Source organism: Micrococcus sp. GbtcB5 (assembly GCF_019091605.1).
In the GTDB taxonomy this organism is placed as follows: domain Bacteria; phylum Actinomycetota; class Actinomycetes; order Actinomycetales; family Micrococcaceae; genus Micrococcus; species Micrococcus luteus.
The window spans coordinates 23,760-31,490 of sequence record NZ_JAGXJK010000024.1 but is presented as its reverse complement, the minus strand read 5'-3'; the positions used below and the strand labels follow the sequence as shown (position 1 = coordinate 31,490).

General features: G+C 70.7%; 4 protein-coding genes. 1 reads left to right on the top strand and 3 read right to left on the bottom strand.

Annotated elements, in window-relative coordinates; all coding sequences use genetic code 11:
* Window positions 1–2,502: 2,502 nt before the first annotated feature.
* A complete protein-coding gene (locus tag KVS67_RS09385; RefSeq protein WP_082836622.1) occupies window positions 2,503–3,876 on the top strand; it encodes a ParB/RepB/Spo0J family partition protein in 1,374 nt (457 codons plus the stop codon).
* A 117-nt stretch (window positions 3,877–3,993) separates the two neighbouring features.
* On the opposite strand, the gene trxA is transcribed toward KVS67_RS09385, so the two are convergent.
* The 3 genes from trxA to KVS67_RS09370 all read right to left on the bottom strand — a co-directional run bounded on the left by trxA (window position 3,994) and on the right by KVS67_RS09370 (window position 7,705).
* Window positions 3,994–4,383, bottom strand: coding sequence for a thioredoxin (trxA, locus tag KVS67_RS09380; RefSeq protein WP_002857810.1), 390 nt, complete (start codon window positions 4,381–4,383; stop codon window positions 3,994–3,996).
* Window positions 4,384–4,414: 31 nt separating this feature from the next.
* Window positions 4,415–5,416 (bottom strand): thioredoxin-disulfide reductase, encoded by a 1,002-nt coding sequence (trxB, locus tag KVS67_RS09375; RefSeq protein WP_063188531.1) that lies wholly within the window; start codon window positions 5,414–5,416, stop codon window positions 4,415–4,417.
* Window positions 5,417–5,563: 147 nt separating this feature from the next.
* Window positions 5,564–7,705, bottom strand: a complete 2,142-nt coding sequence (locus tag KVS67_RS09370; RefSeq protein ID WP_145950743.1) for a hypothetical protein — start codon at window positions 7,703–7,705, stop codon at window positions 5,564–5,566.
* Between the last annotated feature and the right edge of the window lie 26 nt (window positions 7,706–7,731).

The window sequence follows — 7,731 nt, the reverse complement described above, 5'->3', positions numbered from 1 at the left end:
GGGTGGCGCTGCTGACGACGACGAAGCGCGCCCGGGGGGGCGATCCCCCCGCGGGCTTCGTCGTGAGGGGGCGTGGCCCGGAAGATGGGGGGGGGGGGGGGGGGGGGGGGGGGGGAAAGACAAGCGGAAGCGCTGGGCATATCGGAAGTTCGTGTTTCACGTGAAACGACCTTCTCTGAGGGTGCGAGCGTGGTGCCGCCGCGGCGGGACGATGGGGAGGGGTGCCCGTGGTAGACCGCTTCCGTCTGACGCGCTCCCCTCTCCTCCCCTGGCCCGAGCCCTCTGCCGCTCCGTTGTGGGCGGGGCGCATCTGTCGCCGGGCGTGGGGGTAGCAGGGGCGGCGACGCACGAAGTCACGGGGAGGACGGTTTTGCCCTGGAGCGGGACCGCGGCTGTGATGGCCGGCCGGCGGTGCACCGTGCGTTGAGGTGCGCCTCGGGAGCTGCGCGGTTCGTAGGGAACGTCCTGGCCGGCTGGTGCGGACGTGCAGGGCATGGCCCGTCCCTGCCCCTCAGGCGGGCTCGTGGCAGCCCCGAGAATGCAGCCGTCGAGCAGGCCGGGTGCCGTGGCTGGGTGCCCCCTCCCCCCACGTCAGACCTCCTCGCCGTCGGTGACGTGCAGGGAATCGGGGGCCAGAGCGGAGCACGAGTCAGAGTGCCGTCGCGGGGGTGCGCGGCCGGTCTGTCAGTCAGCGTGTCCGAGAGGGCACGTGAGCGGCGAGGTGGTCTCCTGTGATTCGTCTGAGTTGGAGGGGCCGATTGGGGGCGCCTGAAGGTCAGTTCGGCTGTGCATTCCTGTGTGCGGAGAAAGAGAGCCTCCAGTGAGGAAGCGCGGTCGTGTGCCCCCAATGTATACAGAGACAAGTGGTTGAGCTGGCCAACAAGCGTCTTGACGTGGTCACCAGCGAACGTCGATGTTGATATGTGGACAACATCTGTGGACAGTGTACGTCTAGGGTGTGCGGCCGTAGATGCCTCTGCGGTGCTGATGAGCCCTGCTCAGTCTCCTGTTGCGTCTGACGACTGGGCACGGGGACGGCGTGTGAATGGTGACTGCGGTGGAGGCCCCCCGGGAAGCCCGCGGCGGCTCCGTGCGGGATGGGGCGGGCCGTGTGGTTCTGTCTTGCAGCGACGTGGGAACCAGGGCGTCGAGTAATCGGCCGGTCGCCGGGGGTTTCACGTGAAACACGGTGGTTCCGCGCTCACCTAGCGTCGATCCCTGACCGCAGCTGTACGCGGATGGAGGCATTGAAGACCCAGTTTCCCCACGAGGCGGTCCTGAAACTTTGATGGGCGGCCTCAGCTGACAGGACGGATGGAGTCAGTGGGTGGGGTGGAGCGCCGGCCGCGTCACTGTACTGCCGCCCGTGACATCGGCGACCACATCGAGCAGTACTGTCAACGGCGGAAGTGGATGCTCGCTGCCCCGACATGCGACCCGCGACCCGGCGTTCCCTCCCAGCCGTTTCACGTGAAACTGAACGACCGGTGATCGGGGCTCACTAGATCGAGCCAGTACCATCAGCGACGCGGCAAGTCTGAACCTCTCAAGATATAGAGGACCCTGCGCACGCCGGCCTCGGGGTGCGACCCGCTGGTGGGCGAGCTTCCATGGATGAGCGCACGGTCGAATCTTCGAACGATACGTTTCACGTGAAACGAGCTTCGGGTGAAAGCGCCGTGCCGCGAGGTCACAATCCCAGGCGATCCAGGGAGCACACGATCCGTGCCGGGAGCGAGCTGACTGAGAATGGCGCAGGAATGTGGCACTGACTTGCGGGTGAGCTAGCACGTGGCCCACCCGAACTCATGTCGTACTTGGATGACAGACTCGTCCGTGTTTCACGTGAAACGCGGATGGTGAAGCAGCGTTCAATTCGTGAGCTGCGTGGGTGTGAGGAAGCACTGACGGCGAAGCGACGAGCAGGCCGAGCTCATCCGTTCGGTGATTCGAGTGTTCACATCGCACCGCGGGGGAGTGGGACGAGTGCTTCGCTGCTGGTCCGCCATTGCGCACCCGATGAGGCACATCATCATGCGGGTAGCCAGCGATCTGAGTACCGTCCGCACGGAGGGCTGATCGGCCCGGGAGTACATGAAAAACAAACTGAACAACCGTGATTCTGATACCGCCCGCTCGTCGACGCGGGCTCGCGTTTCATGTGAAACGAGTGAACCTCGAGAGGGAACACGAGGAGGTCTTGAGGATTGCAGCGGCACCCTTCCGAAGCGCCCCCACTCGGAGTGTTCCACGTGAAACACTCACGCTCGCGGCAGGTGCTGTCCGCGCGCCCACATCCTGCCATCCGGGCCCAATACGGACGTCTCACCCCAGAACCGAGGCCAGAACCTCGCCGCGCCCCTTGCACGTGTCAGGCCCTCGCGCGCCCCCCGGCGGTCAGGGCCAGAGCACCTTGAGAAGTGTCTTCCCGCCGCCCGGGACCATCGAGACCAGGCCGCTCACCTACACTGATCGCAGACCCACTCACTGCAGGAGGACCCGTTGAAGACGAGCCGTCGAGGAGGCCTGGGGCGAGGCCTCGGCGCCCTGATCCAGAGCACTGTAGAAGCCCCGGAAGAGAACGCCGAGGCCTCCTCCCCGAAGGACTCTGCGGTGCCGGTGAAGAGCGGCCCGAAGACTGCCGCGGCAGCGGAGGCCACCACGACATCGACGCGGAGCACCGCGACGACCGAGACGCCAGGGGAGTCCAACGAGCCCGCCCCGTCGGCCTCGCAGCGGAAGACCGCGGGCCGAACGACACAGGCCGGGAAATCAACGGCTGCGACTGGCCGGAACACCACGTCCGCCACGAAGGCAGGGCCCACCTCGTCGAAGCGTGCCTCGCGACCCGCGCAGCGTCCCGTCGACGTGTTCTTCTCCGCAGACTCCGAGGAGGCACCTGCGGCGCGGCCGACCAAGGGGCGCCCGGCCATGCCGACGGTGAAGGCGCCCAGCAAGCGTGCCGCCTCCGCGACGTCGTCGAGGAAGGAACCGGTGGACACAACCACTGACTCCGCCACGACTGAGGGGACCGTGTCCGCGGACATCGCGGTCCTGCGGGAGATCCCTGTGGGGGACATCCACCCGAACCCGCGGCAGCCGCGTGAGGTGTTCGACGAGGACCACATGGCGGAACTGGTCACCTCGATCCGCGAAGTCGGCATCCTGCAGCCGATCGTCGTGCGCGAGGTGGACGGCCCCACCCCCTATGAGCTGATCATGGGCGAGCGCCGGTGGCGCGCCACCCAGAAGGTCGGCCTGAACACCATCCCGGCGATCGTCCGCCAGACTCCGGACCAGGACCTCCTGCGGGACGCCCTGCTGGAGAACCTGCACCGCTCCCAGCTGAACCCGCTCGAAGAGGCCGCCGCCTACCAGCAGCTCATGGAGGACTTCGCCTGCACGCAGGAAGAGCTCTCCCAGCGCATCGGCCGTTCCCGTCCGCAGATCTCCAACACGCTGCGCCTGCTCAAGCTGCCGCCCCTCGTGCAGCGCCGCGTCGCCGCCGGCACGCTCTCGGCCGGTCATGCTCGCGCGCTGCTCGGTCTCACGGACCCGTCGGACATGGAGCGTCTGGCGCAGCGGATCCAGTCGGAGGGCTTGTCCGTCCGGGCCACCGAGGAGGCTGTCGCACAGTTGCAGGGCGGCCTCCGGCCGGGCCGCACGCCGCGGCGCAGCACGGACGACGCCCGCCACGAGCGCCTGGACCACTACGCCACCGCGCTCACCAGCCGCCTGGACACCGCCGTGAAGATCACCCTCGGCGCGCGCAAGGGCCGCATCGCCATCGACTTCACCACCGTGGAGGACCTGAACCGCATCATGGACCTCATTCAGGACGGCGAGGACGGCAAGGGGAAGGGCAAGAAGTCCTGATCCGGACCTCCCGCGGACGGCGTCCACGGGCACCCGCCGCTGGTCCTGAAGATCGACGCGCGACGGCCCCGCCACCCTCTCGGGTGGCGGGGCCGTCGTGGTGAGTGGGGGAGGGGCTCAGCCGAGCAGGGCCGAGAACTCCTTCTCCAGCGCGGCCTTGGGCTTGGCGCCCACGGACTCGACGACCTTCTCGCCGTTCTGGAAGCCCACGACGAGCGGGATGGAGGTGACGCCGTAGCGCGCGGCGATGGCCGGGTTCTCGTCCACGTTGAGCTTGGCGATCACGGCCTTGCCCTCGTGCTCCACGGCCATGTCCTCCAGGACGGGCCCGAGCATGCGGCACGGGCCGCACCACTCGGCCCAGAAGTCCACGAGGACGGGCAGCTCGGACTGGAGGACCTTCTGGTCGAAGTCGGCGTCGGTGACGGTGATGGTGCTCATGGCAGCCTCCTGGGGGTTGTTCTGTGTCTGACGGGGGTGGACAGGGGTGTTATCGACATGACTCATGACGCTCTGTCAGGGGTGATGAGTCAGTGGCTCATGCCGGAACCGCGTCCGACTCCGGGCCGGCCGGCGCGGCCTCCTCCACGTCGGCCACGGTCGCGAGGTAGTGCTCCACGTCCTGGGCGGCCACGCAGCCCGAGCCGGCGGCGGTGATGGCCTGGCGGTAGGTGTGGTCCGTGACGTCGCCGGCGGCGAAGACGCCCGGCTGGGAGGTCCGCGAGGACGGATGGTCGATGCGGATGGTGCCGTGCTCCGTGAGCTCCACCTGGCCCTGCACCAGGTCCGTGCGCGGGTCCTGGCCGATGGCCACGAACAGGCCGGTCACGTCCAGCGTGGACGCCTCGCCGGTGCCGGTGTCCCGCAGGCGGAGGGTGTTGACCTTGTCGTCACCCGTCACCTCCGTGACCTCGGTGTTCCAGCGGAACTCGATCTTCTCGTTCTCCATGGCACGGTGGGCCATCACCTTGGAGGCGCGCAGCTCGTCCTTGCGGACCAGCACGGTCACCTTGGACGCGAACTTCGTGAGGAACAGGGCCTCCTCCATGGCGGAGTCGCCGCCGCCCACGACCGCGATCTCCTGCTCGCGGAAGAAGAAGCCGTCGCACGTGGCGCACCAGCTGACGCCGTGGCCGGAGAGGCGCTCCTCGCCGGGAACGCCGAGCTTCCGGTAGGCGGAGCCGGTCGTGAGGATGACCGCGTGGGTGCGCAGCTGGGTGCCGTCGCCGAGCGTGAGCACCTTGGGGTTCGACGTCAGGTCGGCCTGCACGACGTCGTCGTAGACCACCTCCGTGTTGAACCGGCGGGCCTGGGCCTCGAGGTTCGCCATCAGCTCGGGCCCCTGCACACCCTCCGGGAAGCCCGGGAAGTTCTCCACCTCGGTGGTGTTCATCAGCTCGCCGCCCGCGGTCACCGCCCCGGCCACGAGGACGGGGGAGAGGTCGGCGCGGGCGGTGTAGATCGCCGCGGTGTATCCGGCGGGGCCGGATCCGACGATCACGACGTTGTGGACGCTCGGGTCCTGGGCGGTGGGGGCCACGGGTTCCTCCAGGGGATCGGGGTGGTGGGCGCTCCTCCAGGACAACGGCGGAGCCACGGGCGGGTATTCCGCGGTGTCGGGCCGCGGTGCAGCGACGTCCGGCGACGGCGGCCGGAAGGTCCGGCGCGCCGTCGCCTGGGCGCGGGGTCAGCGGACGGCGATCTCGCCGAGGCGCAGGCCGAACGGGAGGTCCGACGTCGTGCCCTCCAGCTGGGGCAGCGAGGTGAGGCTGACGATCACGTACTCGGCCTCGGCCTCGGCGCCCTCGAAGGGCACGGGGATGGAGACGGTGTCCTGGTCGAAGGTGCCGTTGCCGATCTCCTTGGCGTTCGCGCCCTCGGGGGAGTCGGCGATGTAGGCGAACCAGGCGCCACCGGTGGCCCCCGTGCTCTGCAGGGTCACCTCGTTCACCTCGGTGCGCTCCTCGAGCTGGACCACGAGGTTCATGCTCTCCACATAGCCGCCGAAGTTCGGCCGTGCGTAGGCGAAGGTGCGCCACACGGTGGTGGGGTCGCCGTCGATGAGGTTGCTCAGGTCCGCGTCGTGCTCGGCCTCGTGCTCCGGCAGGTCCGGCACCGAGCGCAGAGCCTGGACGGGCTGCGGGGCGGCCGCGGCGCTCTCGCTGGTCGGGGTGGGGGAGGGGCTGGTGCTCTCCGACGGCGACGGGGTGTCCGATGCGGACTCGGACGACGCAGACTCGGACGACGCGGCCGCGGCCTGCGGGGCCGGCCCGCCGCGCAGGTTCTGGGCCAGCAGCACCCCGCCCACGACGAGTGCGGCCAGCAGGCCGAGCACGAGGAGCAGGGCCAGCGGACCGCCGCCGCGCGTGCGGCCGTTGCCGTCGCCCGGGTCGGCCACCGTGGCGCCGTCGTCGCCCCCGGTGGTGGCCGGGGCGGCCAGGGCATCCGGAGCCGCGGCGGCGGACGTCGAACCGGCAGCCGCCGCGGTGGCCCCCGTTGCGGTCCCGGCAGCCACCGGCGCGGCCGTGCTGCGGGACTCCTCGTGGACGGGCGGCGCGGACTCGGCCACGATCGCTCGGCGGGGGACGGGGCGCTGGCGCCGCACCGGGATCGCCTCGGTGTCCGGGGCGACCGGCTCCGGCGGGTCGGTCTTCTCGGCCGCCACGGACTCGACGGGCTCGACGGGCTCGGTGGGCGGCGTGGCCCCGTCGGCATCGGCGTCGGTGGCCTGCGCGGCGGCGGCCCCCGCCGCGACAGCCGGGAGTGCGGCGGTGCCCGCCTGGGCCTCGCGCTCCGCGGCCTCGCGTTCCTGGGCCTCGCGCTCCGCGGCCTCGCGTTCCTGGGCCTCGCGCTTCTCAGCTTCGCGCCGCTCGGCCTCCCGGGCGCGCTCCTCCTCGGCACGACGGCGGGCCTCGGCCCGGCGCTCGAGCTCGCGGCGCTCGGCCTCCTCCCGCTCCGCGGCCAGCCGGGCCTGCTCGGCCTCCCGCTCGCGCGCGGCCCGCTCCTCAGCCTCCTGCTCCGCCTGGCGACGGGCGCGCTCGGCCTCGGCGCGGCGCTCCTCCTCGGCACGCTCCTCCGCCTCCCGACGTTCGCGTTCTGCGCGTTCGGCGGCTTCCTTGCGCTCCCGCTCGGCCCGCTCCGCGGCCTCCCGTTCGGCGCGTGCCTTCTCCTCGGCCTCCTTGCGCTCGCGTTCTGCACGCTCGGCGGCCTCCCGCTCCGCGCGCTCGCGCTCCTCCTGCTGCTTCCGGGTGGCGGCGTCCGCCGCGGCCAGGGCCGACGCCCCGGCGGCCGCCTTCGCCGCGGTGCCGTCGGAGGGACGGACCCGCTCGGCGAGGCGCTCGGAGAGGCGGTTCAGGAACCCGGGACGACGCTGGGCCTCGTCCTCGTCCGCGCGGAGCCGGCGGTCGAGGTCGGTGTAGTACGCCTCGTCGTCGTCGTAGGCGTGGGGGTCTCCGGTCCGCGACTCGCCGAACAGCTCGGAGCCGAGGCTGTCCGTCTGGAACGGCTCCACGTACAGCTCCTGCGGGTACGCCAGACCCAGCAGGACGTCCGGGTCGGGGTCCCCGCCGGCGATCAGGTACGTGCGGCCCTCGGACAGCCCCAGGTCGAGCACCTGCACGTCGTCGTTGCGCTCGCCCGTGGCCAGCTCCCGCGCGGACGAGGCCACCTGCGTGGCGTTCTCACGGGAGGCCACGAGCACGGTGACGCGGCGGTTGAGCACCTGGTCCGTGCCCAGGAACACCATGTCCTGGTCCGCGGACGTCACCACGTGCTGGGTGATGCGATAGCGGCCGCCCAGGACGGCGCCGACGGCGATGGGCTGGGGCACGGGCTCTTCTCCTGACGACGGGGTCG

Excerpts from the sequence above, each read along its gene's own strand:
- trxA (WP_002857810.1), bottom strand. The coding sequence starts at position 4,383 with ATGAGTCATGTCGATAACACCCCTGTCCACCCCCGTCAGACACAGAAC.